Annotated in this window: 24 protein-coding genes; 18 read left to right on the top strand and 6 right to left on the bottom strand. The window is 54.4% G+C overall.

The genetic code is table 11. The annotated features are described in order from the left end of the window. Positions 1-13: 13 nt before the first annotated feature. From V6U78_RS06390 to der, 3 genes are read left to right on the top strand one after another with little or no spacing between them, the layout of a single operon-like run. Positions 14-658, top strand: coding sequence for a YfgM family protein (locus tag V6U78_RS06390; protein ID WP_405338582.1), 645 nt, complete (start codon positions 14-16; stop codon positions 656-658). Continuing rightward, the gene (bamB, locus tag V6U78_RS06395; protein ID WP_405338584.1) at positions 658-1,815 is read left to right on the top strand and encodes an outer membrane protein assembly factor BamB; all 1,158 of its coding nucleotides are present in this window, start codon (positions 658-660) and stop codon (positions 1,813-1,815) included. Before V6U78_RS06390 ends, bamB begins: the two co-directional genes overlap by 1 nt. Before the next feature lies 1 nt (position 1,816). Beyond that, entirely contained in the window at positions 1,817-3,313 is a 1,497-nt protein-coding gene (gene der, locus V6U78_RS06400) for a ribosome biogenesis GTPase Der (protein WP_405338586.1), read from the top strand. 82 nt (positions 3,314-3,395) lie between these two features. Here der and V6U78_RS06405 read toward each other — a convergent pair whose 3' ends face one another. The 6 genes from V6U78_RS06405 to V6U78_RS06430 all read right to left on the bottom strand — a co-directional run bounded on the left by V6U78_RS06405 (position 3,396) and on the right by V6U78_RS06430 (position 9,002). After that, complete coding sequence (locus V6U78_RS06405; RefSeq protein WP_405338588.1) at positions 3,396-4,154, bottom strand: iron ABC transporter ATP-binding protein; 759 nt, start codon at positions 4,152-4,154, stop codon at positions 3,396-3,398. Continuing rightward, positions 4,151-5,110 carry an iron chelate uptake ABC transporter family permease subunit gene (locus V6U78_RS06410; protein ID WP_405338590.1) on the bottom strand — a complete coding sequence of 320 codons (960 nt, stop codon included), beginning with the start codon at positions 5,108-5,110 and terminating at the stop codon, positions 4,151-4,153. The genes V6U78_RS06405 and V6U78_RS06410 overlap by 4 nt, the downstream gene beginning before the upstream one ends. Then, entirely contained in the window at positions 5,103-6,065 is a 963-nt protein-coding gene (locus V6U78_RS06415) for an ABC transporter permease (protein WP_405338592.1), read from the bottom strand. Before V6U78_RS06415 ends, V6U78_RS06410 begins: the two co-directional genes overlap by 8 nt. A 3-nt stretch (positions 6,066-6,068) precedes the next feature. After that, on the bottom strand, positions 6,069-7,007 hold the full coding sequence (locus V6U78_RS06420; RefSeq protein ID WP_405338594.1) for a siderophore ABC transporter substrate-binding protein: 939 nt from the start codon (positions 7,005-7,007) through the stop codon (positions 6,069-6,071). Positions 7,008-7,178: 171 nt separating this feature from the next. Next, entirely contained in the window at positions 7,179-7,904 is a 726-nt protein-coding gene (locus tag V6U78_RS06425; RefSeq protein WP_405338596.1) for a siderophore-interacting protein, read from the bottom strand. Positions 7,905-8,093: 189 nt separating this feature from the next. After that, positions 8,094-9,002 (bottom strand): LysR family transcriptional regulator, encoded by a 909-nt coding sequence (locus V6U78_RS06430; RefSeq protein WP_405338598.1) that lies wholly within the window; start codon positions 9,000-9,002, stop codon positions 8,094-8,096. Positions 9,003-9,205: 203 nt separating this feature from the next. Here V6U78_RS06430 and V6U78_RS06435 point away from each other — a divergent pair, with 203 nt between their 5' ends. The 15 genes from V6U78_RS06435 to V6U78_RS06505 all read left to right on the top strand — a co-directional run bounded on the left by V6U78_RS06435 (position 9,206) and on the right by V6U78_RS06505 (position 25,920). Then, positions 9,206-11,293 carry a TonB-dependent receptor domain-containing protein gene (locus tag V6U78_RS06435; protein ID WP_405338600.1) on the top strand — a complete coding sequence of 696 codons (2,088 nt, stop codon included), beginning with the start codon at positions 9,206-9,208 and terminating at the stop codon, positions 11,291-11,293. 48 nt (positions 11,294-11,341) lie between these two features. Continuing rightward, on the top strand, positions 11,342-12,292 hold the full coding sequence (locus V6U78_RS06440) for an ABC transporter substrate-binding protein (protein ID WP_405338602.1): 951 nt from the start codon (positions 11,342-11,344) through the stop codon (positions 12,290-12,292). Between the two features lie 171 nt (positions 12,293-12,463). Then, a complete protein-coding gene (locus V6U78_RS06445; RefSeq protein ID WP_405338604.1) occupies positions 12,464-13,636 on the top strand; it encodes an efflux RND transporter periplasmic adaptor subunit in 1,173 nt (390 codons plus the stop codon). Next, positions 13,633-15,594: a MacB family efflux pump subunit gene (locus V6U78_RS06450; protein WP_405338606.1), complete on the top strand. Its 1,962-nt coding sequence runs from the start codon at positions 13,633-13,635 to the stop codon at positions 15,592-15,594. Before V6U78_RS06445 ends, V6U78_RS06450 begins: the two co-directional genes overlap by 4 nt. An 11-nt stretch (positions 15,595-15,605) precedes the next feature. Then, positions 15,606-17,036: an efflux transporter outer membrane subunit gene (locus V6U78_RS06455; RefSeq protein ID WP_405338608.1), complete on the top strand. Its 1,431-nt coding sequence runs from the start codon at positions 15,606-15,608 to the stop codon at positions 17,034-17,036. A 172-nt stretch (positions 17,037-17,208) separates the two neighbouring features. Continuing rightward, entirely contained in the window at positions 17,209-19,548 is a 2,340-nt protein-coding gene (locus V6U78_RS06460) for a TonB-dependent receptor domain-containing protein (protein WP_405338610.1), read from the top strand. 209 nt (positions 19,549-19,757) lie between these two features. After that, positions 19,758-20,372, top strand: a complete 615-nt coding sequence (locus tag V6U78_RS06465; protein ID WP_405338612.1) for a PepSY-associated TM helix domain-containing protein — start codon at positions 19,758-19,760, stop codon at positions 20,370-20,372. A gap of 39 nt (positions 20,373-20,411) precedes the next feature. After that, the gene (locus tag V6U78_RS06470) at positions 20,412-20,903 is read left to right on the top strand and encodes a DUF2271 domain-containing protein (RefSeq protein WP_405338614.1); all 492 of its coding nucleotides are present in this window, start codon (positions 20,412-20,414) and stop codon (positions 20,901-20,903) included. Positions 20,904-21,044: 141 nt separating this feature from the next. Beyond that, positions 21,045-21,854: a DUF4198 domain-containing protein gene (locus tag V6U78_RS06475; RefSeq protein ID WP_405338616.1), complete on the top strand. Its 810-nt coding sequence runs from the start codon at positions 21,045-21,047 to the stop codon at positions 21,852-21,854. Positions 21,855-21,867: 13 nt separating this feature from the next. Continuing rightward, positions 21,868-22,176: a hypothetical protein gene (locus V6U78_RS06480; protein ID WP_405338618.1), complete on the top strand. Its 309-nt coding sequence runs from the start codon at positions 21,868-21,870 to the stop codon at positions 22,174-22,176. Further along, complete coding sequence (locus V6U78_RS06485; protein WP_405338620.1) at positions 22,176-22,682, top strand: hypothetical protein; 507 nt, start codon at positions 22,176-22,178, stop codon at positions 22,680-22,682. The genes V6U78_RS06480 and V6U78_RS06485 overlap by 1 nt, the downstream gene beginning before the upstream one ends. Continuing rightward, positions 22,675-23,568, top strand: coding sequence for a metal ABC transporter solute-binding protein, Zn/Mn family (locus V6U78_RS06490; protein WP_405338622.1), 894 nt, complete (start codon positions 22,675-22,677; stop codon positions 23,566-23,568). The genes V6U78_RS06485 and V6U78_RS06490 overlap by 8 nt, the downstream gene beginning before the upstream one ends. Next, positions 23,568-24,236: a metal ABC transporter ATP-binding protein gene (locus V6U78_RS06495; RefSeq protein WP_405338624.1), complete on the top strand. Its 669-nt coding sequence runs from the start codon at positions 23,568-23,570 to the stop codon at positions 24,234-24,236. Before V6U78_RS06490 ends, V6U78_RS06495 begins: the two co-directional genes overlap by 1 nt. Further along, a complete protein-coding gene (locus tag V6U78_RS06500; RefSeq protein ID WP_405338626.1) occupies positions 24,236-25,114 on the top strand; it encodes a metal ABC transporter permease in 879 nt (292 codons plus the stop codon). Before V6U78_RS06495 ends, V6U78_RS06500 begins: the two co-directional genes overlap by 1 nt. Further along, a complete protein-coding gene (locus V6U78_RS06505) occupies positions 25,114-25,920 on the top strand; it encodes a hypothetical protein (protein WP_405338628.1) in 807 nt (268 codons plus the stop codon). The genes V6U78_RS06500 and V6U78_RS06505 overlap by 1 nt, the downstream gene beginning before the upstream one ends. Positions 25,921-25,943 lie beyond the last annotated feature (23 nt).

Below are 25,943 nucleotides of genomic sequence, written 5' to 3' on the forward strand. Positions count from 1 at the left end.
AGGATAGACCTTTATGCATAGCGATGATGAACAGCTCAATACCCTGAAAGAATGGTGGAGTAAAAACGGCAAACCGCTCGTCGCTGGCGTGGTGATTGCCGTTGCGGGTGTTGGCGGCTGGAAGGGCTGGGAACATCACCAGATCAGTCAGGCAGTTTCGGCCTCTGATCTTTATATCGAGCTGACCCAAGTGGTTGCTCAGGGTGTCGGTGAGAGCCGTGATCAACAAGCCCAAGCGCTGATCGATCGCCTCACCCAAGAATACGCCAGCAGCGTGTATGCTGATTATGCTCGCTTATTTGCTGCACGCCTTGCTGTCGAGCGTGATGCATTAGAAGAAGCCGAAAGCCATCTGCAAGCTGCACTCAGTGCAACGCGCATTGAGGCCATTGAGCTGGTCGCTCGCTTGCGTCTGGCGCGTATTCTGCATTCACAAGAACAACTGGATGAAGCCTTGGCGATTCTCGATGTGCAGGACAGCGCTGGCTTCACCACTGAATTTCAATCTTTGCGTGGTGATTTGCTGATGGCCAAGGGAGATACCTTTGCCGCACGCGAAGCCTATGAGCGCGCACTGGAAGCCAGTCAGATGATTGGTGAATCGGCACCGCTGGTTGAGATCAAACTGGATAGTTTGGCGCATCAAGGTGAGGCCTAATGGCGAGCCGTTTTCAAAAAGCCTGTGCCGGACTTTTTCTTTCAGCCAGCCTCCTCGCTGGCTGTTCTGGTTTGCCGGAGCCACAATACCCTCCCGCTCCGCTGCCTGAATTTGAACGCAGTGCGCAGTTAGAGCGCGTCTGGCGTGACCACTCAGGTGCCGGAGAAGGTTGGCGCGGCTACCGCCTGACACCGATTCTGCAAGATGAACTGCTGATCAGTGTCGATGCCCAAGGCTGGGTGCAGACCTTTGATCGTGAACGCCGCCGTTTACTCTGGTCCTATGAACTGCCCTCAGGAGCCAGTGCCTCACCGGTGCTCGCCGAAGGCCGTCTTTACATCACCACACAAAATGCCGATCTGTTCGCACTCGATCCGCAGACTGGCGCTCACCTGTGGCAGGTTCGTCTACCCAGCGAAGCGCTGAGCCCTGTTGCTGTACAGGGAGATCTTTTAGCTGTGCTGAGCGGTGATGGCCGCGTCAGTGCCTTTCATGCTGAAACAGGCCGTGCTCTCTGGACCTATGACAGCCTGATGCCCAGCTTAACACTGCGCGGCTCAGCTTCACCGCTGATCACGCCGATACAAGTTTATGTGGGCCTCGCCAATGGCAAGCTGGTTTCTCTGGATCGGCGCACTGGTCAACTACGCTGGGAAGCTCAGGTTGCTCAGCCTCAAGGTCGCACGGATATCGAACGCCTTGTCGATCTTGATGGCACACCCGTGCTGCATCAAAACGTTTTGTATGTCACCAGTTTCCAAGGTCAAACCCAAGCGCTCGATGCCTTTACCGGCCGACCACGCTGGAGCCGTGATCTTTCCAGCTACCATGCACCACTGCGGATTGATCGCCAGCTGATTGTTGTCGATGAAGCCAGCCGCGTCTATGCATTGGATCTGGCGACAGGTCGGACGCTCTGGATGCAAGAAGACCTCTTTGGACGTCAGCTCACAGCGCCAGTCGCTCTGGGCTCCACTCTGGTGGTCGCTGACTATCAGGGTTTTATTCACCTGATTGATGCGGCAAGCGGACGGATTATTGGACGCCAGTCTTTTGACTTAGACGGCATTCAAAGCACGCCGCGGATCGATCAAGATTATCTGCTGGTTCACTCTCATCGCGGCCGTCTTGGGCTGTTTAGGTTAAAGAAAGACTAATATGATTCCTGTCATTGCCCTAGTTGGCCGTCCTAATGTCGGCAAATCCACGCTTTTCAATCGCCTGACGCGCACCCGTGATGCGCTGGTTGCTGATTTTCCCGGCCTCACACGGGATCGTCAGTATGGCGAAGGCAAGGTCGGTGGTTTTCCTTATATCGTCATCGATACTGGCGGAATCAGCGGCGATGAGGAAGGAATCGATGCCGAAATGGCGCGCCAGTCTCTGCGCGCGATTGATGAAGCCGATCTGGTTCTCTTTATTGTTGATGCACGTGCTGGCCTAACGGCAGCGGATGAAATGATCGCCCAGTATCTGCGTGTCAATAACAAGCCCGCGCAGCTGGTGGTGAATAAAACCGATGGCCTCGATGCACTGAGCTTTAGCGCCGAGTTCTACGCACTCGGTTTTGCTCAAGAACCTTGGATGATTGCTGCAGCGCATAACCGTGGCGTCACCAGCATGATCACGCGTCTGCTCACTGACTTGTGCGGCGAGCCAGAAGAAGCCGCGCTTGAAGAAGAGCCGATCGAGCAGGGACCACTGACCGAAGAACAGATCCTAGCGCAGGATGAGCAGCTTGAAACCCAATCCGAAAAGCAGCTAGATCGCCAGATTAAAATTGGCGTGATTGGTCGCCCCAATGTCGGTAAATCAACCCTAGTCAATCGCATTCTAGGTGAAGAGCGGGTCATCGTTTATGACCAGCCAGGCACCACACGCGATGCCATCAGCATTCCTTTTGAGCGCAATGGCAAGCCCTTTATGCTGGTCGATACAGCAGGGATTCGCCGTCGCAAGAATGTGACCGAAACCGCCGAGAAGTTCTCGATTGTCAAAACCCTGCAAGCAATCAAAGAGTGCCATGTGGCCATTATGGTGATTGATGCGCGGACGGGGCTGGTCGAACAAGACTTGCATCTGCTGAACTTTGTGCTGGAATCTGGCCGCGCGGTCGTTCTGGCCGTCAACAAATGGGATCACCTTGATCAGGAAGTGCGCCATAGCATCAAAGAAGATGTCAATGATCGCCTTGGCTTTATCGATTATGCAGCGACGCATTATATCTCTGCGCTGCATGGAACAGGCGTCGGTGAGTTATTCCGCTCTGTTGAAAAGGCCTATCGCTCTTCCTATAGCCACTGGTCAACCAACCGCTTGACCACCCTGTTGCAGGATGTGGTCGCAGAGCACCAGCCACCCATGATCAATGGCCGACGCATCAAGCTGCGCTATGCCCACCAAGGGGGGATGAACCCACCGATTATTGTGGTGCATGGTAATCAAACACAAGCGCTGCCAGAAAGCTATAAACGCTATCTGATGAACAGCTTCCGTAAAATCTTGAAAGTCACCGGCACGCCGCTGCGCTTTGAATTTAAAAGCGGCGATAACCCCTACGCACCCAAGGAAAAAACAGGGCGCGAACAGGCCAAGGCGCGCCAGCTCAAGATGACCAAAGAAGCACGGACGCAGCGTAAGCAAAGACGCCGCTAGTAACAGCGTAAAAGCACAGCAACATCAAGGCCTCCACTAGGAGGCCTTTTTTTGGGCAGTGTTGATAGGATCAGCCAGCAAACTAGCGGTAGTAGTGCGCGACTGGCCGCCCCTTCACCAGCTGAATTTCCATCTCTAGCTGATAAAGATCACGCATGATCTCGGCTGAAATCACCTCTTGTGGTGGGCCTTGATAACGCAGCTGACCATCCTTCATCGCTAGAATCCAATCCGCATAGGCAGCGGCAAAATTAATATCATGCAGCACCAAGATGACCTGCTTATGCATCTGATCGGCCGCACGACGCAACAGCTGCATCATACTCACCGCATGGTGCATATCTAGATTGTTCAACGGCTCATCGAGCAGGATATAGCGTGTATCCTGACATAAGACCATCGCAATATACGCCCGCTGCCGCTGCCCGCCGGAAAGCTCATCCAGATAGCGATAGCGCAGATCCGTCAGTGCCAAAAAACCCAGTGCCTCCTCGACCTTCTGCTTGTCTTCTGGCGTTAAGCGGCCACGGCTATAAGGGTAGCGCCCAAAGCTCACCAGATCCTCAACGGTCAAGCGCGTCGCCAGATGATTTTCCTGCTTGAGAATCGCCAGAATCTTGGCCAGCTGACGAGATGGCGTTTGATGCACATCCAGTTGATCGATCAGGATCTGCCCAGCCTGTGGACGCTGCAAACGACTCATCATGCTCAATAAAGTCGATTTACCCGCCCCATTCGGACCAATGATGGCGGTCATACCTTGATCAGGTAATGTAAAATCCACGCCATCAACCACCTTGATCTGGTCATAGGCTTGACTGACACCTTGTACTTGGATCATTTGCGCCCCTGTCTAAGGATCAAGAATAAGAAGAAAAGGCCGCCGACAAACTCAATAATCACGCTGAGTCCGGTCGCAAAACGCAGCCCATGTTCAAGGATCGCCTGCCCCCCAATCAGCACCAGCGCCGCCAAGGCAACCGCCATGGGCAATACATAGATATGCCGATGGGTGCCAGCCAGCTGATAAGCCAAATTGGCCACCAGAAGACCAAAAAAGGTCACTGGGCCGACCAGTGCCGTCGAAATCGAAACCAGAACCGCGATACCGATCAAAAAGCCCAGCATCAAGCGCCTGGGTGACAAGCCAAGATTCACCGCCTGCTCCTGACCCAGTGCCAGCACATCTAGATCACGTATCCAGCGCCAACCGATAAGACTGACCAAAAGTGCCAGCAGGCTTGCCACACCAAGTAGGCTGGTCTCGATCTGATTAAAGCTGGCAAACATCACATCCTGCAAAATATCGTATTCCACTGGGTCCATCATGCGTGCAATCAACGCATTCAGACTACGAAACAGAGTGCCAAGAATAATCCCGACCAAGACCAGCACATGCAAGTGGCGACGCTGACGCACAAACAGCCAATAAAAGAGCGCGCACATAGCGCCGGTCATCACCAACACATCCCCTAGCCATTTGATCTCGGCATTGAGCTGAGTAAAAAAGTGCAGACCAAAAAAGAAGAGCAAGAGGGATTGCAGTAGCAGATAGAGGAAATCAAAGCCCATAATCCCAGGGCTGAGGATGCGGTTTTGTGTCATGGTTTGAAAAACAACCGTCGACACCGCGATGCAGTAGGCGACCAGCAGCAGACCCCAGAGTTTCTCACCACGAAAAGGCAGGGTGAAGGCCCAGCCAGCGCGCATATTGACGGTCATAAAAAAGATGGCCGCCAGCAGCACCAGCCCGCCAACCAGAGCCAACCGCCAGCCGGGCGTGAGACGCTTAAGCATGGCTGGGCCTCGTTTTCTTCAGCAGCAGATAGATAAAGAACAGGCTACCGATCACGCCGACCACTGTTCCCACCGGCACTTCATAGGGGTAGCGCAGCAACCGACTCAGCAGATCACAAGCCAACATAAAAGCCGCACCAGTGAGCGCAACCCACGGCAGGCTTTGACGAAGATGATCCCCCATCAACAGGCTGACCACATTCGGCACCACCAGCCCCAAAAACGGAATCATCCCTGCAGTCGTCACAGTCAGCGCAGCAATCATCGAGACAAGAAACAAGCCTAAGAATAAAACGGCCTGATAATTCATCCCCAAGCTGACGGTAAAACTCTTACCCATCCCCGCAAGCGTAAAGCGATCTGCATAGAGATAGATCACCACACTGCACACCAGTGTGAGCCAGAGCAGCTCATAGCGCCCACGCAGCACGGCAGAGAAATCACCATTCGACCAGTTGGCCAAGGATTGCAGAAGATTAAAGCGATAGGCAAGAAAGGTCGTGATGGCCGCCACCACACTGGAGAACATGATCCCCACCAGTGGCACCATCACCACCGAGCGCAGGGGTAACTGGCGCAACAGCAGCATAAAAATCAGGCTACCGACCAGTGCAAAGCCGGTGGCCACCAACATCCGCGCCATCATGCCCATTTCAGGGGCCAGCAAAGCCACCACCAGCAAACCCAGTAAGGCGGATTCCAGCGTGCCCGTCGTGGAGGGCTCCACAAAACGGTTGCGCGCCAGCAACTGCATCACCATACCGGCAATCGCCAAGGACATTCCCGTCAGCATCACCGCGAGAGTACGCGGTAAGCGACTGGTAAAAAGCAGATGCCAAGCCTGCTGCGCATCCTGACGCCAGGATAAATCCATGACCCCAACAAACAGGCTGAATAGAGCGAGCAGCAATAAACCCAAGCAGCCCAGTAAAAGAAAGAAGGCAGATCGGCTCATAGCTTAGCGGGTGAGCCCCTGACGCACTTCCTCGATCATACGCGGCGTCGCTTGCAGGCCATAGACCAGAATGTACCAGTCAACTGGGTTGAGGTAGATCACCCGATCCTCACGCCAAGCGCGTGTCTGGCGAATCAGGTCATTATCCAGCAGTGCTCTGGCTGAGCCTTGACCAGATTGAATTGCCGTATCTCGATCTAGTACAAAGAGGTAATCTGGATCAGTTTGCACAATAAATTCAAACGAAACCGGATCACCATGCGTGCCTTGCTTTAAATGGCCAGCAGCAGGACGCAAACCGAGTTCATCATAAATCCAGCCAGTGCGAGAGCCAGTACCATAGGCAGAAACCCGTCCACCGCTGGTCAGAATCACCAGCGCACTGCCGGCTTCTTCACCTAAAGCCCGTGTGGCGGCCAGATTCGCATCCAACTCAGCCAAGTAGGCTTCTGCGGCTTCTTCACGATCAAAAATTCGCGCGAGGGTACGTGTATGAGCACGCATATCACGCATAAAATGATTGAGATCCTGAGTCAGATCGATGGTCGGTGCCAAGCGGCTTAACTGACGATAAGCTGGCGCTGCACGACCACTGATGATGATCAGATCGGGGCGCAGTGCAGCAATGGCCTCAAAATCTGGCTCAAATAAGGAACCAACATGGGCATACTGATCGCCACGATAGTGCGCCAGCGGCTCAGGAATAAAGTCTTTGGGTAGACCAATGACTTCTACACCTAACTGGTCAAGGATATCCAGCGCGGCCAGATCAAAGGTCACCACCCGGGTGGGGACGGCATCCAAACGCAGTTGGCCTTGCTGATGTTCAATCACCACCGGCGCAGCCGATGCCAGCTGACTCCAGCCCAGCAGCAATGCGAGCCATGGAACCAGAATTTTGTGAATACGCATTTTTTCATTCGCCTCTTTGGATTCAATCATCAACCTAGGGAGCCTCTGCTTAACGTCATGAGCGCAGGTCAGGTAAGGCAAAATTGATCGAAAAAGCGGAGTTGACACGGAGTCAATGAGCATTTTGAGACCAATTTCAACGCAGCATCACCAAGCGCAGTAGTTAATCAGGGGTTTCCTAGTGCCCAGAAAAAACTGGGCTTACTCATCATCCGCCATCACTTGATGCCGCTGATCGTGATAAATCTCTTCATCTACATCACGACGCCAGTAAGGCACCGCATGCACATGGCTACGGGGCCAGCCAAGATCTTGACGCGCCCAATCACGCAGCCCCACTACTTCATCATGCTCTGCAGCAACCCACAGCAGGGTATCTGGCTTAAGATCAAGACGCTGGACCCAACGCTGAAGCTGCTGCGGCTGACCATCGGGTAAGAGCCACTGCACCTGAACGCCAGCCGGATGGGTAAAATAAACCCGCTCTTCCAAATCGTGAATCTGTAGCGCCACCCAGCCTTCTGCTTGGGGATCCAGCTGCTCCACTTGGGCCGCTATCGCGGGCAGAGCACTCAGATCACCGGCAAAACAATAGTGGCTGATCTTGTCAGGCCAGGCACGCGGGGCCTTGGGACCACTGATCATCAGGGTGGCACCGAGTCCAGCTTGACGCGCCCAGTCACAAGCAGGGCCAGGCTGATCGTGCAATACAAAATCGATCGTCATACGCTGCGCAGCGCGATCAAATTCACGGACGGTGTAGGTGCGTGCGACTTCACCCTCTGGCGTGGGCACCCAGATTTTCAGTGGGGCACCGGCCTGCGGCTCTGGATAATCAGCCAAATCCCCTTTCAACACTAAACGCAGGAGCGCCGAAGAAAGCTGGATACGTTCAACCACATGCAAGGTCAGGCGGGAAACAGACATCAGTCACCTCGATAACAGCCTTCTAGGCAACAGCGCGCTAGATGACAAGCTTCTCAATTGAGTAGATTCGCAGTGCACAAAAAAAGAATGAATCTCAATAACATTGATAAGCGCGATAGATTAACATTCTGATCATCAGGATCAAGAGCCGAAACACAAAACAAGTTGTTGCAAAAATGGAACAACGGATTAAGCGGGGTTCATTGGCTCCTGCCAGGGAAAATCACTGGCACGCAACACCTTGAGAAAAGACTTCAGCTTGCGGGTCGGCCGCCCCTTGGGGTAATAGCAATTTAGCTCGACAGCCTGAGCAGACCAGTCTGGTAGACAGCGTATCAGCGCCTGCGGATGCGCACATAAAAAGCGCTGCGCCTGCCAAATCGGCAGCAAACCTATGCCGCGCTCCTGCATCAGCGCATCAATCTGCAGCAGATAAGCATCGGTACGCCAACGGCTATCAATCGGTGCCAGCTTGAACTGGCCCTCACTTGGATGCTCAAGCAGCAAACCTTCTTCGGCATAGCCCAGCAGATCAACCCAGGCATGTTGCAGCAGATCACGCGGCTGCTCAGGCTGTCCCCGTTGCGCCAAATAACCCGGCCCAGCATAGAGCCCGAGTGGCCAGCGACCGAGCAGCTCGCGCCGATAGCCAGGCAGATCCACACGACCCAGCCATAACCAGAGGTCAATCTCTTCGGCTGCATTGGGCTGCAAGTGGGTGCGCACCTCTAGGCGCATGAGCGGATAGGCTGAGATAAATTCATCCATCACCTGAGTCATCCAACCACGCAGCAAACTGGAGTGCATCCCCAGTAAGAGATGACCACTCATCTCCTCCTGCAACTCTTGCAAGGCTTCGACACTCTGCTCAGCCAGTTCGATGAGCTGGCGACAATAGAGCGCAAAAACACGGCCGGCTTCGGTCAGCTGCAAGCGCTGCCCTTCACGAATCACTAACGCCTGACCCAGCTCTTCTTCAAGCTGACTCAAGCGTCGGCTCAAGGTGGATTTAGGCTGACCCAGCGCCAGCGCTGCGGCCGTTAAACTATGGTGACGACACAGCGCATCGAAAGCACGACACGCGGCAAGATCTTGCATTTACCCCACCTCTTCATTCAGCAGTCCCCCAATAAGCACTCGCTCACACAGAGTGCTTCTGTTCCACATTCGCAACAAGGCATTCCATCTTTTGAGCTAGGCAATGGCCTTGAATGACGCCATTATGACACAAGATGATATTCATTATCATTTTGATTGTTTTTTACCGATATTTTATTGCAGACACCCTACTAGGAATCATCATGACTTCTTTTTCTGTTAAACCCCTGAGCGCTGCGATTGGACTCTTGTTATTGGGCAGCCTTCCCTATGGCCTTGCTCAAGCCACCAGCACGGAAAACACCCCCGCTGAATCCACCGCTATTCAAACCTTGGTCGTCACTGCAGCGGGGTTTGAACAAAATGTGACCGATGCCCCAGCCAGTATCTCCGTCATCACCCGCGAGGAGCTTGAAAGACGTTCTTATATCAATGTCATTGATGCCGTGCGCCATATTCCAGGCGTGTTCATTACTGGCGGTGGTAATAATCAAGATATCAGCCTGCGAGGCATGGCCAGCAGCTATACGCTGGTGCTGGTCGATGGTCGGCCGATCAGCGCTGGACGCCAAACCAACACCAATGGCACCGATGGCGGCAAGCAGTCTCTGGCGCTACCGCCTCTGGCCATGATCGATCGGATCGAGGTGATTCGCGGCCCGATGTCTTCGCTCTATGGCTCTGATGCGATGGGTGGGGTCATCAACATCATCACCCGTCGTGACCAAGCCGATTGGCAAGGCACGCTGCGCACTGAATACACCCTCTCGCTGAATGATGTCAGCAATGATGCCTCGCATACCGAGTTTTATCTGTCAGGTGCGCTAGTGCCCAACCTACTGCAATTGCAGCTTAACGGGGCTTACACCGGCATCGATGAAAGCGATTTTCAAACCAGCGGCTCTTTTAAATCTGATGCCAGCCAACCCCAAGCCCGACGCAAAAATGGCGGCTTTGAACTGGCACTGACACCCAGCCAGCAGGATCGTATCGCGCTGGGTTATCGCTATGCCACCCAGGAATCAACACATACCGAAGGACGCAGCACCAGCGCAGCAACCTCCACCGGCCGCTTTGACCGCCAGACCTGGACGCTGACGCATGATGGTCGCTATGGCAACCTGCTGCTGAGCTCTTATCTACAGCAGGATGTGGCGGAACGGGTTCAGGAACAGAGCATGGAAGAAACCACTCGGATTGCCAATACGCAGGGCACCTACTTCTGGGGTGCGCATACGCTGACTTTTGGTGCGCAGTATAAAGAAGAAGATTTCACCAACGGGCAAAACGTCCTTTATAACGCCGGTATTGAAGGCGGGGTACACAGTGCTGATCGCTGGCTGGCCGCTATTTTTGCCGAAGCCGAATGGGCGATCACCGACGATCTGTCTTTGACCACTGGCCTGCGCTATAACGATGATGAATTTTTTGGCGGCCACCTCTCCCCGCGCCTCTACAGCGTTTATCGCCTCCACCCCAGCTGGACGTTAAAAGGGGGCGTTTCCACCGGCTACCGCCAACCCAGCCTGACCCAAGCGACAGAGGGCTTTGGTGGACGCACGGGAGGCGGTGGCTCGCCTAACACCACAGCGGATGGTCGCCCCTTACCGCGTGCACTGATGCTGGGTAATCCAAACCTCGATCCTGAAACCAGCATCAACTATGAGGCTGGGGTGATCTATCATGATCCGAGCCTGGGGCTCAATTTCAGTCTGATGGCTTTTCATACCCAGTTTGATGACAAGATCATCAGTGATCGTTTCTGCAGCAGCCCCGACGCGGCAAATAACAATGATACTGCCAACTATGCCTGCGAATTTGGCGGCAACACCTATTGGTTCCTCCAACGCAGCGTCAATGTGGGTGAAGCACAGATGCAAGGGATTGAGCTGACCGTCGATTATCAGTTCACGGACAGCCTGCACCTCAGTGCCAACTACACCTGGACCGAGACCGAGCAGCGCTCTGGTGAATTCCGTGGGGAGCCACTCAACAAGCAGCCTGAGCATATGCTCAATGCGCTGGTGGACTGGCAAACCAGTGATCGCTTCAACCTCTGGCTCCAAGGCAGCTACCGCAGCAGCACCTCCGACTATTTGGGGCGTTTCGGCATGATTGATGGCACACCTGGCTATGGCTTTGTTGATCTTGGCCTGAACTACCAGCTCACGGATCAAGTCAGCGTGCAATCCGGCCTCTATAACCTGGCTGATAAGGAAGTCACCGATAGCGATTACGAAGTCGTACTGGATGGACGTCGGCTACAGGTTGGCCTGACTGCCCATTTCTAGGAATATCAATTACAATCATTCTCTTTTTAATTCAAAACAGGTGAAACCATGCTTTCCACTGCTTTACGGACACCCCTAGCGCTTGCACTTGGCGCACTCCTGCTCAGTGCCTGCCAAACAGAAGAACAACAAGCCAGCCCACCAAGTAGCCCACCCGCACCCAAGGTCGCCGTTTTTGACCAAGGCGTACTGGATACGCTGCTGGCTTTAAATGTTGAAGTCGCATGTATCGCCCCTGGTGCCATGCCAGCCTATCTGGCAGAGCAGATTGATCTCGAACAGATGACGCAAGTGGGCACCCTCTTTGAGCCCAATATGGAAGCACTTGAAGCCTGCGCACCTGATCTGATCCTGCTCGGCCGTCGCTCAGCTGGCCATCAGGAAGCACTGAGCCAACTGGCCACCACGCTCGATATGTCGATTGCACCAGATGCCTTTATCGAGGGTGTGCTTGGGCAGATCGAACAGCTTGGACAGCTTTTTGATCGTCAGACTGAAGCGGCGCAACTGGCTCGGGATTTAGAACAGCAATTACAACGCGTCCAGCAACAGAGCCAGGCTTATCAATCCGCTACCCTGCTGTTTACCGTGAATGGCCATATCCTGCCTCATGCACCAGGTGATCGTTACGGCATGCTCAATGAGGCGCTTGGACTCAGCTCGACTGTCGCGCCGCTGGGCATCACGCCACCAGCGAATCGCCCCGAAGCCGGAACACCTGAGGCGATTGCACTGCAAGAAGCCCAAGCCCTGCGTTTAGCGACAACGCTTGAAGCTCAGCCTGACTGGCTGCTGATTCTCGACCGTAATGGTGCAACAGGTGGTGAGCCTCAGGCCGAAGCCACCCTGAGCGCCCATGCAGGCGTGCAGGCCACCCAAGCTTGGCAGCAGGGTCAGGTCTTTTATCTGGATGCCCCCACTTGGTATGTTGCAACTGGGGGCTATCAAGGGCTGATGATGACTTTAAGTGATCTGGAAACCCGCCTCGGCAGCGACTAGCCATCAGCGCTCCGCTCTTTTGTGAGCGGAGCCTGGCTCGCCAAAAACGTCCGCATCCAACGCCAGCCCGCTGAGGCTGCGACGGGAAAGAGATACTTTGAAGACAATTTTCTGTTTGAATAGCCATCACGGCTGAGATCAACAGCAATTGACTTCAAGGAACTGGCGGATATGTCCATCCCAAAACTCTTCTCCTGGTTGCCACGTCCCGCCTTCTGGTGGGGACTCCCGCTCTTACTGGCGCTGGGCTATGCTGGCTGGCAACTCAACCAGCACAAGAATGCACCCACCAGCCTGCCACCCACTGCGCTGGTCGAGCGCGGCGCACTGCAAGAGCTGGTCACTGCCACGGGCACCCTGGCCCCAGTCAACTATGTGGATGTTGGTGCGCAAATTTCTGGGCAGCTGATCCAGTTGCATGTTGAAGTCGGCGATCAGGTCGAAGCGGGGCAGCTCCTTGCCACCATCGATGCCCGCGTCCAAGAAGCCAATGTTGCCGCCAGCCGCGCCCAGTTGCGTGCCCAAGCGGCCCAACTGAGAGATCGCCAAGCACAACGCCAGCTTGCTGAATACCAGTGGCAGCGCCAGCAGGCGCTGTTTGCTGAACATGCGATTACTGAAGAAGCCCTCCAGCAGGCCGAAGCCCAATGGGTTTCTGCTCAAGCTCAGGTTGAGCAACTTCAGGCGCAGATCGAGCAGAATCAATCCTCACTGGCAGCAGACGAGGCCAATCTAGAATATGCGCGTATTCTGGCACCCATCAGCGGCACCGTCGTGTCGATCAGCGCGCGTCAGGGCCAGACGCTGAACGCCAATCAACAAGCTCCCGTGATTTTGCAACTGGCTGATCTCAGCCGCATGCGTGTTGAAACACGCGTTTCCGAGGCCGATATCAGCCGCCTGACACCCGGCATGGCCGCCTACTTCACCACGTTGGGCAATCCCAATCAGCGCTGGCAAGGCGAGTTGTTGCGTATTGAACCCACGCCACTGATCGAGAATAACGTGGTGCTTTACAATGCACCCTTTGATGTTGATAACCGCCGCCAACAGCTGCTCCCTAGAATGACTGCGCAGGTTTTTTTCATCGTGGCCCAGACAGAAAACAGCCTGCTGCTGCCCAGTGCAGCCTTGGAGCGGCTTGGCCGAGGTCGGTATCAGGTGGAAGTGCTACTGGCAGACGGACAACGCACCACCCGCGCCGTCACCATCGGTGTCAACAACCGTATTCAGGCCGAGGTGCTTTCAGGACTTGAAGAAGGTGAGCGTGTTCTGCTGCGCACCGCCAATAGCGCTACGCGCACCGCCTCTGGACCAGCACGCAGTGGAGGCTTCCCCCGATGAGTTCGCCCTCTCCAGCCCTGATCCACCTGCAAGGCATCACCCGTTCTTTTCAAAATGGTGAGCACACCTTGCAAGTTCTTAAGGGGATCGATCTGACCATTCAGGCGGGTGAATTTGTGGCGCTGATTGGCAGCTCAGGTTCAGGTAAATCGACCCTGATGAACCTGCTCGGCTGTCTCGATCGGCCAACCGAGGGCGAATACTGGTTTCGCGGTCAAGCCACCTCACAACTGGATGCTGATGCGCGTGCCGCCCTGCGCCGTGAAGCCTTTGGCTTTATTTTCCAAAGCTATCATCTGCTCCCCGGCACACCCGCCGTCAACAATGTTGAACTCCCCGCCATCTATGCTGGACTCCGACCCCAGGAGCGCCATGCTCGAGCCTTGGCCCTGTTAACCCAGCTGGGCCTCGCCGATCGTGCCGATCATCGCCCTAACCAGCTTTCAGGCGGTCAGCAACAACGCGTTTCGATTGCACGCGCACTGATGAATGGCGGCCAGGTTATTCTGGCCGATGAGCCAACAGGGGCACTCGATAGCCAAAGTGGCCGCGAAGTCCTGCAACTCCTGCAAGATCTCTCTGCCCAAGGCCACACCATTCTGCTGATCACCCATGATCCTCAAATTGCCGCGCATGCAGATCGCATCATCGAAATGCGTGATGGCCTGCTGATCCGCGATCAAGCAACAGGCTCGCCCCAGCGCTCAACAACGCAGAAGAAGGCTGCTAATATACCGCTAGCCGCTCAGCCTCCCCGTCCAGCTCAGCCTTGGCTAGATCTCTGGGAAGCCTTCAAGGCCGCGCTGACTGCCTTACACCGCCATCTGTTTCGTACGCTGCTCACCCTATTGGGGATCGTGATCGGTGTCGCGTCGGTCATCGCTATGCTGGCGATCGGCGATGGCGCACGCTATGAAGTGGTGGATCGCATTAGTGCGATGGGGAGTAATCTACTGCTGATTCGACCCGGCGCTCCCAATCAACGCGGGCGCTGGCCCGCCACCTTAGTCCCTGAGGATGTGGAAGCCATCAACGCCCAGATTCCCCATTTGATCGCCGCCATTCCTGAACTCAGCCGCAGCATGACGCTCCGCTATGGCAATCAGGATCACACCAGTGAAGTCAACGCCACCTCCGCCGCCTTTCCGCTGGCGCGCCAATGGCCTGTTGCACAAGGCACCTTTTTTTCACAGGAGGATGAAGCCCAGCTGGCTACCGTGGCCGTACTGGGTCAGACGGTGGCCGAAACGCTGTTTGCTGATCGCTCACCCCTAGGCGAATATCTGCTGCTTGATGGCACCCTGTTGCAGGTGATCGGCGTGATGTCACCGCGTGGCGCTTCACCGATGGGGCAGGATCAGGATGATGTGATTTTTGTGCCTTTTAGCACCGGCAGTGTGCGGCTGTTTGGTCAGCGGCATCTGCGCAATGTCACCGTGGCGGTCGCGGATATCGAACAGATCGAGCAGGTCCATCAGGCTATTTTCGAACTGCTGCTGGCACGCCATGGTGTTGAGGATTTTCAAATCCGCAATATGGCCTCGTTGATTGATAGCGTCACTGAAACCCAAAATACCTTTACGCTGCTGCTTGGCTCAGTGGCTGCCATCTCCTTGCTGGTCGGCGGTGTAGGGGTGATGAACATCATGCTGGTTTCCGTCACCGAACGCACGCGTGAAATCGGGATCCGCCTAGCGACAGGCGCGCGCGCCAAGCATATCTTGCAGCAGTTTTTAATCGAAGCCCTGGCCATCTCTGCCCTGGGTGGTTTAATCGGTGTCGCTTGCGGCTTAGGAACCGCTTGGCTCGTTGGCTACTTGGGCACCCCCGTTTATTTTTCAACCCCACCCGTGATGCTGGCCTTTGGTTGCGCCTTTGCGACTGGACTGATTTTTGGTTATCTGCCTGCACGCAAAGCCGCCCATCTGGATCCCGTTCGGGCTCTGGCAACAGAATAAGGAGCCTCCTGATGCGTTGTTCTCTCTCTGCTTTTGGTGTTGTCTTCAAGCAACGCCGCATGGCCTGGTCTTGGTGGCTGCTGATCACCATCAGCTGGCTCACTGGCTGCGCACAACACAGCCAAATTGATCGCCCAACCGTCGATCTTGAGCAGTGGGAAACCCCGCTCAGCGAACCCACCACACCAGCACTCAGTGACTGGTGGCGTAGCTTTGGCTCTGATGCGCTCAATCAGATGATGCAGCAGGCCTTGGCCCATAACCCAGACCTGAGCAGCGCCTGGTTGAATCTGGCTCGCGCAGAAATCCAACTGCAAGGCGTGCAGGCTGATCGTCTCCCAGTCACGCTCAGCGCAGGAGCTGAAGCCCAAGGCGGTACCAGCTCGGCAACCTCTGGCCTGCAGCATCAAGAAAGCAGCCAGCTGCGACTCAATATCAGCTATGAAGTCGATCTCTGGGGGCGGGTAGCGGCTCAGCAGGCAGCAGGAGAAGCCCAGCTCGATGCCTCGCGCTATGATCTGCAAGCCGCACAGCTCAGCCTGACCAGCCGCGTGGCTGAAACCTGGTTTCAATGGTTAACACTCCAAGCCCAGCAGGCAGAGGCACAAGACCAGCTCGCACGCCTTACCCAGCAGGAGCAACTGATCAGCGCACGCCAACGCTTAGGGGTCGCCACCGAGGCCGAACTCGCCAGCCAACGTGCCAGCCGCCTGCAACAGCAAAACCAGCTCACCCAGATCCAGCAACAAAGCCAACAAACACGCCGTGCTTTGGCGCTCCTGCTGGGCCAGTCTTATCAGGGTTGGCAACCGCCTCAAGCTGACCTGTTTGATCTCGCCCTGCCTCTTCCCGATCCAAGCTGGCCGACAGCCCTGCTCACACAACGTCCTGATCTGGCACGCGCTGAAGCTCAATTGCGCCATGCAGAGGCCAATGTCGTTCAAGCCAGAGCGGCACTCTTTCCAAGCGTGAACCTTCAGGCTTCAGCACTGCTCGCCAGCGAAACCCTGTTTTTGCATGATCCGATACGCAGCCTGAACCTCACCAGCACACTGGCACAAACGCTCTTTGATCGCGGTGCACGCCAACGCCAGATTGCACTCAGTGATGTACAACGCCAGATTTTGGTGGAAACCTATCGTGCCAACCTACTCAACGCCCTGATGGAAGTGGATAATGCACTAGAACAGGTGCAGGTGCAGCAGCAACTGGCTGAGCAGCAGCTGGCTTTACTGGCCGCACAAGAAGCCATCTTTGCCCAAACGGCCCAGCGCCATCGACTGGGCAGTGCCAGCCTCAGTCAGCGACTCGAAGCGCAGAGCCAACTGGCACGCACCCGCGAGCAGCAACTGCAGCTGCAGCAAGCGCAACTCAATGCCCGTGTTCAACTCTATAAAGCACTGGGGGGTGGAATCAAGCAGCAAAACGACACGCCCGAATGACACCCTCGTCTATCGCGCTACTGAGCCACTTTCAGATCGATCATTTTAGATGCAAAGCTTAATGAGAAGTGATAGCATTCATTTTTTGTAGGTCAGCCAGCCAGAAAAGTTCCCTCTTGTAGGAAAAAAAGCCAGCCAGCCATAACACAGATAAAACTGACTGGAGTTTGTTATGCCTCATGCTGCACGCTTTCCTTCTGTTCTGCGTCCTTTAAGCCTTGCGCTCATCACTCTTGGCCTAGGCTACAGCCTACCCAGCTTAGCCAATGAACCCTCACAGCGCGTTGATACTCTTGTCGTCACCGCCTCTGGTTTTGAGCAAAAAATCACGGCAGCACCCGCCAGTATCTCGGTGATCACGCGTGAAGAGTTAGAGCGGCGTCCTTATATGACCTTGCTTGATGCCGTGCGTGATCTGGAGGGTGTTGATGTTGGCGAAACGCGCGATAAAACAGGCCAGGGCAGTATCTCGATTCGTGGCATGGGCGGTGATTACACCTTAATTCTGATCAATGGTCGTCGGCAAAATAACCACGGCGATATCTATCCAAATGACTTTGGTGGCAACCAGTTTAATCATATCCCCCCTTTAGATGCGATTGAACGAATCGAGGTCATCCGAGGGCCAGCAGCCACCCTCTATGGGGCGGATGCTATGGGTGGGGTGATCAACATCATCACACGACGTGATATAGAAAACTGGAATGGCTCCATTTCTTTTGGGCGCACCTATCAAACCGATCGTGACTATGGTGACAATATCACCACAGATTTCTATCTCGCTGGCCCACTGCTCCCTGGCACACTGAGCATGGCACTGCGCGGCAGTTTGTATGATCGCCTCGCCTCCAACCCCAACTACAGTCCTGTCACTGATCCAGCGGGCACTGAACATCAACGCAACCTTGGCTTTGGTAGTGGCGGCCGTACCGTGGCCAACACCAATTTAGCGGGTGGTTTCTCTCTCTACTGGACCCCCGATGAGCGCCAGCGTATCACCTTAGATTACGACACTTCTGAACAAAGCTATGACAATGCCAGCAGTCAGGTGGGCACCCTCGATAGCTTTGAATCCATTTGGACCGCCAGAAGAATCAATGGGCAAAATGGACGAGTCGCACCGCGTGTAGGCTATAACGATGATCAGCGTTTTACACGCGATCAATGGGGCATCGCGCATGATGGCAACTGGGGCTGGGCAGATAGCCAAGTCTCCTTCTCCCATATTTCCACCCACAATCACGGCCGTACTCTGCCGTTCACCATTGATGAACGCAATCAATTACAAGAGATGTACGACGGCACCGGCGCTTATGCCGGCCTCAGTGAAGATGAACGCAAAGCGCTTGCCGAGGATACCTTTTTACCTCGTCCAGACCGTAAGATGGAAAGTCGAGAGTATCGACTGGATGCCATGCTCACCAGCCAGATTGCCAATCACCAGCTGATTGTTGGCGGGCAAATCACGCGAGGCGAGCTAGAAGATGGCGTCTTTGGCATGTATGGCGGCAACTACCAAGCGGGTGAGGTACAAGAGCATCATCACTGGTCGATCTTTGCAGAAAACAGCTGGTTCATTACCGACAGCCTGTCACTCACAGGTGGATTACGCTATGACCATCATGATGTATTCGGTGGTCAAACCAGTCCACGTCTGTATGCCGTTTACAGCCTGTCCGATGAGTGGACAGTCAAAGGTGGGATCAGCACAGGCTACAAAACCCCAAAAACCACAGATCTTTTTCCTGGCATTCGTGGCTTTGGAGGACAAGGCACGGGGCCTTGGGCAGGCAACCCCGAGCTGCAGCCTGAGACCAGTGTGAACCGCGAAATCGCGCTCTACTATGACTCCTTCCAGGGGCATAGCTTTAATATCACCTTCTTCCAAACTGACTTTGAGGACAAGATTTCTGGAGGTGGCGATGCGATTCCTCCCTGCGAAATTGCCGCAGCGGGGCAGCGTTGTGCTGATGTCGGTACCGGCTGGGCCGACCTCTATCCAAGCTTCAGCCAGAGTCACAATATTGACCGCGTCGACCTTGAAGGTGTCGAAGTGGCAGGACGTCTGCGCCTTCCTTATGACCTCAGCCTAAGAGCCAACTACACCTATACAGATTCAGAGCAAAAAACAGGGAATCAGGCTGGCCGCCCTCTGAACAACACAGCACGCCATATGGCTAATGCAAGCCTGGAATGGCAAGCCAGTGACCGATTGAACCTGAATCTCTCTTTAGAGTCCCGCTCAAAACGCTATCGCGGCTGGGATACAGAAAGAGATCAGGCGATCTACTTCAAGGACTATGAAGTGTTTCATCTGGGTGCCACTTATCAGCTGGCCGACAACATCACCTTGCATGGTCGCGTCAATAACCTGTTTGATCGTGACTTCACCAGCTATCAGACCCAATTCACCGACAATGGTGATGGCACCTACACCCCAAGCTATCGCGATGATTACAACAACAAGGACTCTCGTCGTAACTTCTGGATAGGTGTGAATCTGAGTTTCTAAGCCATGACCTCTGGCGGGGCTGATGCATCAGGCCCCGCTTTTTCTTTGCATGATCAGATCGATCGAGCGCTGCGTACCACCACCGAGTGGGAGGCGATCAACATTGCACCATCAGTCTACAAAATGGAGATACTTTGGTTACATTTTTATCTTAAAAATTAATGATAACTAGAAGCATTTTATTTACTGATTCATTTTCAGGATAGCAAGTGGCACGTCTTAATCTTTCTAAAAGTCAGCGCTGGGTTCGCCCGCTCCACACCTACAGCTCCATGCTGATGCTCTTTATTCTGCTGTTTTTTACGATCACCGGGATCACGCTTAACAATCGCCACTGGCTGCCCCAGCCAGCGCCACCTCAGGAAATGGAGCTCCCTTTGCCTGAAATCTGGCACAACCAGCTGACCCTGCAGGCGGATAAAACAAGGCTCAGTGCTGATCTCTGGCGCTGGCTCAGACAGCAAGAAGGACTACCTGATGGCGAAGTCAGCGTGGACTGGCCCGCCGATGAGCCGCTACTGAGCCTGGATATCAAAAGGCCCGGCGGCTATACCCTGGTCGAAGTCGATTTAGAAGAAGCGCAGATCTGGTATGAACACCATCGCCTTGGCTGGTGGGCTGTCCTCAATGATCTCCATATGGGACGGAACAGTGGTCAGCTCTGGAGCTGGTTCATTGATCTGTCTGCGCTCGTGATGCTGCTGTTTACCCTGACAGGCCTGTGGCTCATTTTATTCAACCCCAAAAGACGACGTCCCAGCCTAGTACTCAGTGGTCTGGGCACACTGGTGATGGTCGGTCTTTATGTCTGGTTTCTGGTCTGACAGGCCTTGCGCCTAGTGCCACAACGAGGAGTGATATGTATGCGTTTTAACTGGCGATTCCTGCTGCTCAGCAGCCTTCTATTCAGCAGCGTCAGCTGGGCAGATGCTGTGGATATTGAAGTCAATTTACCCGCATTCAGCGGCGCGATGGTGTATCGGCCCTATGTTGCTGTCTGGGTGGAAGATCAACAGGGCGATCTGGTGCGGACTGTGAGCGTCTGGCGCAAAGAGGCCGACTGGCTCAAGGATATGCGACGCTGGTGGCGCAAGGCAGGGCGGCATGATCAAGGAGAGTTAGAAGCCATTACAGGCGCAACCCGTCGTGCTGGACTGCATCGTGTTCTCTGGGATGGCACAGATCAGCAAGGCCAACCCGTTCCGAATGGGCACTACACCCTGTATATCGAGGCCGCCAGAGAACATGGTAGCCGCAGTCTGGTGCGTCAAGATATCGAGCTAGGTCGGCCTGCCACCTTGACAACAGCAGCAGCAGAAGAACTGGGCAGTATGGTGATTCGCGTCTTGCGCTAATCCATCTGCTGGAGCGCCCCGGCTCTGATTCAGCGCAGCTCTGGGCTATGAGGGCACTGGGCTATCGGAGCACAGAAGTCACACACGTTTCACTTCCAAAAAATATCCGTGTCACTGACACAAAACTCAAGGAGTCATCATATGCGACACACTTCCTGGTTGACCGGCCTGATCACTGGCCTCACGCTACTCAGTGGTTCGGCTTTTGCTCACCCTATCTGGATGCACCCTAGTGAGTTTCACCTTTCCACTGAAGACCCCTTTTGGATCACTGTAGATGCAACCGCCTCCCATGGTGTGTTTAGTTTTGATAAGCCTATCGGGGTGGATCAGGTCAGCGTGTATCGTCCGAATGGCGATCGTCAACGCCTAGGGCCTTACTATAAGGGGCAACGCCGCACAGTCTTTGATCTGCTGATTGATCAGGCTGGCACCCATAAAGTCGAACTGCGCGGCCAGCCACGCTATATGACACGCTATGTCATCGGAGAGCGTAATACAGCACGACGGGCCTTTGGCAATAAACTGGAAGTTCAGCTCCCCGAAGGTGCGCGTGAAGTCACCACGGTCGCGGTACAAAATATTGCCGCTTTCTTTATTACCCAAGGTGCGCCCACCACGGGTGTGCTAGAAACAACCGGAGAAGGTTTTGAGCTACATGCGCTCACCCACCCCAGTGATGTTGTGCAAGGCGAAGAAGCCCGTTTTCGCTTCACTTTTGATGGCCAGCCTGCAACAGGCTTACGCGCTGAACTGGTTCCTCATGGTACAGCCTGGCGAGATTCACGCCGACAAATCGATATCACAGGTGATGAAGATGGCGTGCTGAGTTTTACACCCCAGCAAACAGGTCCACACCTGCTTTCAGTGCATCTCAACATGGCGATTGAAAGCCCGCTGGCAGATAGCGTCGCAGTGAATTACCTCGTCTCCCTTGAAGTTCTTCCATAAACGAGCGACCAGAATGATGAAATACCTCGCCTATATCATCGCTGGATGCCTGAGCTGGCCCATGCTGGCTCAGGCGCACTACCCAGTGATGGATTGCCAAAAAAATCAGACTGCCATCAGCTGTCGCATCGGCTTCAGCGATGGCACCTTTGCACTAGGCAGTGAAGTCGTCATGTATACCTATGAAGATCAAGTGATTGCGCGTGCAATCGCTGATGGTAGCTCAACCGCGCACTTTGCCTGGCAAGAAGGTGATTTTTATATTCAGTTTGATGCTGGTCATGAAGATCCAGCTGAATTTGATTCCGCTGAGTTAGAGTGATGTCAACAACACCAGAAGTCTCCCAAGCTCAGATTGAACTCGTGCCACCCAAGGATGGGCGGCAGGAAAATGTCTGGGTGCTGTTTTTAGTGCTGCTTTTGCTGACTGCTGGAGCCTTGGGCGTTGGATGGCGTCACGTACCCAGTGCAGCGCCGACCCCACATCTGATGGGCCACACTCCGCTCGACCGTCAGCTGATGATGGAGCTCAGCATTGCCCTTGATGAAATTCGATTTATCTATGGCATGCAACAAGGGCAGCATCATACGCTGGATGCCAGCACGCTGCTCGCCGCCGACCTGCTGCCTCAAGATCCAACAGGGACAAGCTTCTGGATGGAGATCAGCGAGAACTGCCTGCTGCTGAATCGACAAGGAAGCCCTTCCATGCTGCTCTACCTTGAGGCGGCTGATTTAGCACTTTACCAGACCGAACACCCTGTCTCTTCTCTGACTCACTGCCCACCGGCTTCTCCACTTTGGCAACAAGTTGGTCATCATGAATAAATCGACATTACGTCTTGGATTTTTGATCTGGATCCTATCCAGTACGACGCATCTTTGGGCGCAAAACCTCACTGTCGGCATTACCTTGCACCCCTACTACAGCTATGTCAGCCAGGTTCTAGGTGAGCATGGCCAAGTGCTTCCCTTGATCGAATCAGGGTTTAATCCACACAACTATGAGCTACAGCCCGCCGATCTCAGACGCCTCACACAGCTCGATGCGCTGGTCGTCAACGGCATAGGACATGATGAATTTGCCTTGCATGCCCTCGAACACCTGGATCTCCCTCGCCTCACCGTCATCCATGCTAACCGCGATGTGCCACTGCTGCGTTACGGGCAAGGCAATATGAGTGTCAATCCACACACCTTTGTTGCCATTGATGCGGCTATACGCCAAATTTACACCATTGCCGCAGAACTCGGACGCCTCGACCCCGCCCATGCGGCTGCATTCCAACAGAATGCGCTCCGGTATGCACGCCATCTGCGCCAAATAAAAAATCACTATCGCACTCAGATCATGGCACTCGATTTAACTCAGGTTCGGATTGCCAGTACACACAATGCCTATGGCTACCTGCTGCAAGAATTTGGTATCGGAATCGATACCGTCATCGAACCTGCCCACGGTGTTGAGCCTAGCGCAACGCAGCTGCAAGACACCATACGCAGAATCCAACAAGCACAGATCCAAGTGCTGTTTACCGAGCTGGATTTAGACCATCGCTATGTTGATGTCATAGAGCAAGCCACAGGTATTCGGATCTATCACTTTTCTCATATGACACACGGTGCTTATAGCGCAGATCTGGTTGAGCGCGAAATGCGCCACAATCTAGAAACGCTGGTACAAGCGCTGACCTATGCTGCGGAAGCACGCTAATGGGACCCACTATTCACCTTGAACAAGCCAGCTTAACCTTAAATGGCGTCTGTATTTTTCCACCTATGAGTGGCGTTTTCAGCGCTGGGCAACTCCATGCGATCACCGGCGGCAATGGCGCGGGTAAATCCTCATTAATGAAGGCGATGCTTGGGCTGGTACCCCACCGAGGCCGCATTCAACGCCACTGGCCACAACAGGCAGGTCACGTGGCTTATGTGCCTCAGCAGACTGTTTTTGAAGCCGCCTTACCCATTACTGTGGAAGAATGGCTACTCAGCCTGATCAGCCGCCGCCCTTTTTTTCTCGGTCGTCACAAGAAGCATCAGCAACGCTTGGTGGAACTGCTGGCCGAAGTCGGGCTAGAAGAAAAAAGACACCTCCGTCTTGGGCAGCTGTCAGGCGGTGAGCGGCAACGACTGCTGTTTGCACAGGCCTTGGAAAGAAACAGCGCATTCTGGTGCCTGGACGAGCCGATGACCGGCTTGGATGAACCGGCTCAACAAAGGATCACCCATCGCCTCAGAGCCCTGCGTGCTCAAGGTGCCACCCTCCTGGTCATTCATCATGATACGGCTTGGGTCGAGCAGGAGGCCGATACAATATGGCTGATCGATCGCGGGCTGAAATTAATCAAGGCTCCCTCCAGCTGTAAAGAGGGACACTAATGGAAGCTTTACGCCACAGTATTTTTGCTTTAGAGCAAGCAGGCTACCTTCCCGATATTTTCCAATATGGCTTTTTAATCAATGCACTCGTTGCAGCCTGCATGATTGGCCCACTTCTGGGGGCGCTTGGCCCGCTGGTGATCGTTAAACGTCTCGCTTTTTTTTCAGAGGCAGTGGGGCACGGTGCCCTCACCGGAGTAGCGCTGGGCATTTTACTGGGTGAACCGGCAACACAACCCTTTGCGACACTGTTCACCTTCTGCCTGCTCTTTGCCCTGCTGCTGCATTGGATCAAAAGTCGGACTCAGATACCTTATGATGCTCTGGTGGGGGTCTTTCTTTCCTTTGCTATCGCTTTAGGTGCGGCCCTGCTTTTATATGTCGCTCAGCGGGTCAATGTGCATATTCTGGAGAATGTCCTCTTTGGCTCAATTCTGACCGTCAGAGATTTTGATCTGCTCATCATGGCGATCATTAGCGGTGCCTGCTTGATACTACTTTTCTTGGGAGGTAATCGTGCCTTGTTAGCCAGCCTGTCTCCAGACTTGGCTCACATTCGCGGCTGGAAAGTCAGTGTCTATGATTATGCCTTTGTGCTGATCATTGCATTGGTCACGGTTGCCTCGGTCAAAATAGTCGGTGCCATTCTTGTTGGTGCACTGCTGCTGATTCCTGCCACAACAGCACGCTTAATCAGTCGCAACGGGCGCGAATTCTTTGGCTTCTCCGTGCTTTTCTCAACGCTCAGTTGCTTTCTCGGCATACTACTTCCAATGGCAGGCGCGCTCCCTATTCCTTCTGGCGCGGCCATCGTGCTGATTGCCTCTATTTTGTTTTTCTTTGCCCTGATCTATCGTCGCTGGAGAGGTTATACCTGATGCTACGCCCTACTCTTTTTCTGCTACTCCTCTGCCTTTGCGGCACACTACAAGCCAAGGATCAGCGCGTGGCGATCGTCACCATGACACCCGTTGCGCAGATGATCGCACAAGCACTGGTGGATGAAACCAGCTTGCGCTCAGTCTATCTACCACCCTCGCGCCTGCCACTCAATCGCCTTCCGGCCTGGCTCAATCGTGCCGATCCGCAACAGTGGCCAAGTGCAGAGGCACTACTCACCTATGAATCTGTCTGGCCAGATCTGGCGGCCTACCCCGCACTACGCCAACGCTCAGTGCGCCTGATTCCCATCGATCTCGCGCAGGAAATTGCACCACAGGGCGCACGGATAGTACAAACCGAGACAGGGCAGTCCGATTCGAGCTTTTTCTGGCTAGATTTAAACAATCTGCTCCTGATGATCAACCTAGGCGCACGAGATTTACCACGTCTCTGGCCAGCTGAAGCACAACAGATTGAACGCAATCGACAGGCATTACTGCAGCAGGTTCATGCCACCCTTCTCGCCATCGATACGCAACTTCTGGCACAGGATCGACACTGGCTGATCGTCGAGGATGCACGCTGGATGCCTTTCGCCTCGATGCTGGGCTTGCCTGTTGCGACGGCTGATCAGCAGCAGAGTGAGGCGACACAGAGTTTGGTGATCGGTCCTGCATCCAGCCGTGTATCCGCACCCAACTGGCAGATAGATCCACTTGTCCGTCTGCCCGAAATCACGCTCAGTGAGTGGCTAGACAGCTGGCTCACCAGTCTGGAAGACAGCGCTGAATCAGCGCCTTAAAGAAGTCCGCACCATCTGAGTTC

The sequence above is a fragment of the Marinospirillum alkalitolerans genome (assembly GCF_045055655.1).
GTDB classification, from domain to species: Bacteria; Pseudomonadota; Gammaproteobacteria; order Pseudomonadales; family Halomonadaceae; genus Marinospirillum; species Marinospirillum alkalitolerans.

Bases quoted from the DNA above. Each gene is read 5' to 3' on its own strand.
- V6U78_RS06390 (WP_405338582.1), top strand. From the start codon at position 14: ATGCATAGCGATGATGAACAGCTCAATACCCTGAAAGAATGGTGGAGT.
- bamB (WP_405338584.1), top strand. From the start codon at position 658: ATGGCGAGCCGTTTTCAAAAAGCCTGTGCCGGACTTTTTCTTTCAGCC.
- der (WP_405338586.1), top strand. From the start codon at position 1,817: ATGATTCCTGTCATTGCCCTAGTTGGCCGTCCTAATGTCGGCAAATCC.
- V6U78_RS06405 (WP_405338588.1), bottom strand. From the start codon at position 4,154: ATGATCCAAGTACAAGGTGTCAGTCAAGCCTATGACCAGATCAAGGTG.
- V6U78_RS06410 (WP_405338590.1), bottom strand. From the start codon at position 5,110: ATGCTTAAGCGTCTCACGCCCGGCTGGCGGTTGGCTCTGGTTGGCGGG.
- V6U78_RS06415 (WP_405338592.1), bottom strand. From the start codon at position 6,065: ATGAGCCGATCTGCCTTCTTTCTTTTACTGGGCTGCTTGGGTTTATTG.
- V6U78_RS06420 (WP_405338594.1), bottom strand. From the start codon at position 7,007: ATGATTGAATCCAAAGAGGCGAATGAAAAAATGCGTATTCACAAAATT.
- V6U78_RS06425 (WP_405338596.1), bottom strand. From the start codon at position 7,904: ATGTCTGTTTCCCGCCTGACCTTGCATGTGGTTGAACGTATCCAGCTT.
- V6U78_RS06430 (WP_405338598.1), bottom strand. From the start codon at position 9,002: ATGCAAGATCTTGCCGCGTGTCGTGCTTTCGATGCGCTGTGTCGTCAC.
- V6U78_RS06435 (WP_405338600.1), top strand. From the start codon at position 9,206: ATGACTTCTTTTTCTGTTAAACCCCTGAGCGCTGCGATTGGACTCTTG.
- V6U78_RS06440 (WP_405338602.1), top strand. From the start codon at position 11,342: ATGCTTTCCACTGCTTTACGGACACCCCTAGCGCTTGCACTTGGCGCA.
- V6U78_RS06445 (WP_405338604.1), top strand. From the start codon at position 12,464: ATGTCCATCCCAAAACTCTTCTCCTGGTTGCCACGTCCCGCCTTCTGG.
- V6U78_RS06450 (WP_405338606.1), top strand. From the start codon at position 13,633: ATGAGTTCGCCCTCTCCAGCCCTGATCCACCTGCAAGGCATCACCCGT.
- V6U78_RS06455 (WP_405338608.1), top strand. From the start codon at position 15,606: ATGCGTTGTTCTCTCTCTGCTTTTGGTGTTGTCTTCAAGCAACGCCGC.
- V6U78_RS06460 (WP_405338610.1), top strand. From the start codon at position 17,209: ATGCCTCATGCTGCACGCTTTCCTTCTGTTCTGCGTCCTTTAAGCCTT.
- V6U78_RS06470 (WP_405338614.1), top strand. From the start codon at position 20,412: ATGCGTTTTAACTGGCGATTCCTGCTGCTCAGCAGCCTTCTATTCAGC.
- V6U78_RS06475 (WP_405338616.1), top strand. From the start codon at position 21,045: ATGCGACACACTTCCTGGTTGACCGGCCTGATCACTGGCCTCACGCTA.
- V6U78_RS06480 (WP_405338618.1), top strand. From the start codon at position 21,868: ATGATGAAATACCTCGCCTATATCATCGCTGGATGCCTGAGCTGGCCC.
- V6U78_RS06485 (WP_405338620.1), top strand. From the start codon at position 22,176: ATGTCAACAACACCAGAAGTCTCCCAAGCTCAGATTGAACTCGTGCCA.
- V6U78_RS06490 (WP_405338622.1), top strand. From the start codon at position 22,675: ATGAATAAATCGACATTACGTCTTGGATTTTTGATCTGGATCCTATCC.
- V6U78_RS06495 (WP_405338624.1), top strand. From the start codon at position 23,568: ATGGGACCCACTATTCACCTTGAACAAGCCAGCTTAACCTTAAATGGC.
- V6U78_RS06500 (WP_405338626.1), top strand. From the start codon at position 24,236: ATGGAAGCTTTACGCCACAGTATTTTTGCTTTAGAGCAAGCAGGCTAC.
- V6U78_RS06505 (WP_405338628.1), top strand. From the start codon at position 25,114: ATGCTACGCCCTACTCTTTTTCTGCTACTCCTCTGCCTTTGCGGCACA.